This is a genomic window from Oleiphilus sp. HI0080 (assembly GCF_001635135.1).
Genome location: NZ_LWFU01000119.1, coordinates 1 through 349, shown reverse-complemented (window position 1 = coordinate 349; position 349 = coordinate 1). Strand labels below are relative to the sequence as shown.

General features: G+C 53.0%; 1 protein-coding gene. It reads left to right on the top strand.

Features of this window, described 5'->3' with window-relative positions; translation table 11 throughout:
• Nucleotides 1–349: ATP-binding cassette domain-containing protein (locus tag A3751_RS01500; RefSeq protein ID WP_156492168.1), on the top strand; the 349-nt coding region annotated here is incomplete at both ends.

The following is a 349-nucleotide window of genomic DNA, read 5'->3' as shown; positions in this document are numbered from 1 at the left end:
ATCCGTGTTCGAAAATATCACCTATGGTCGCCCTGACGCCACGATTGAAGAAGTGATTGAAGCCGCTAAAAAAGCGGAAGCGCATACGTTTATTCAGGGGCTCAGTGATGCCAAGGGACGCACAGGCTATGAAGCTCACGTTGGCGAGCGTGGCGTTAAGCTCAGCGGTGGACAGAGGCAACGAATCGCAATTGCGAGAGTGTTACTGAAGGACGCTCCTATTCTCGTGCTAGACGAAGCAACCTCCGCACTCGACTCGGAAGTCGAGGCCGCCATTCAAGAGAGCCTGTATAACCTGATGGAAGGCAAGACAGTCATTGCTATTGCGCATCGTCTCTCGACCATCGCA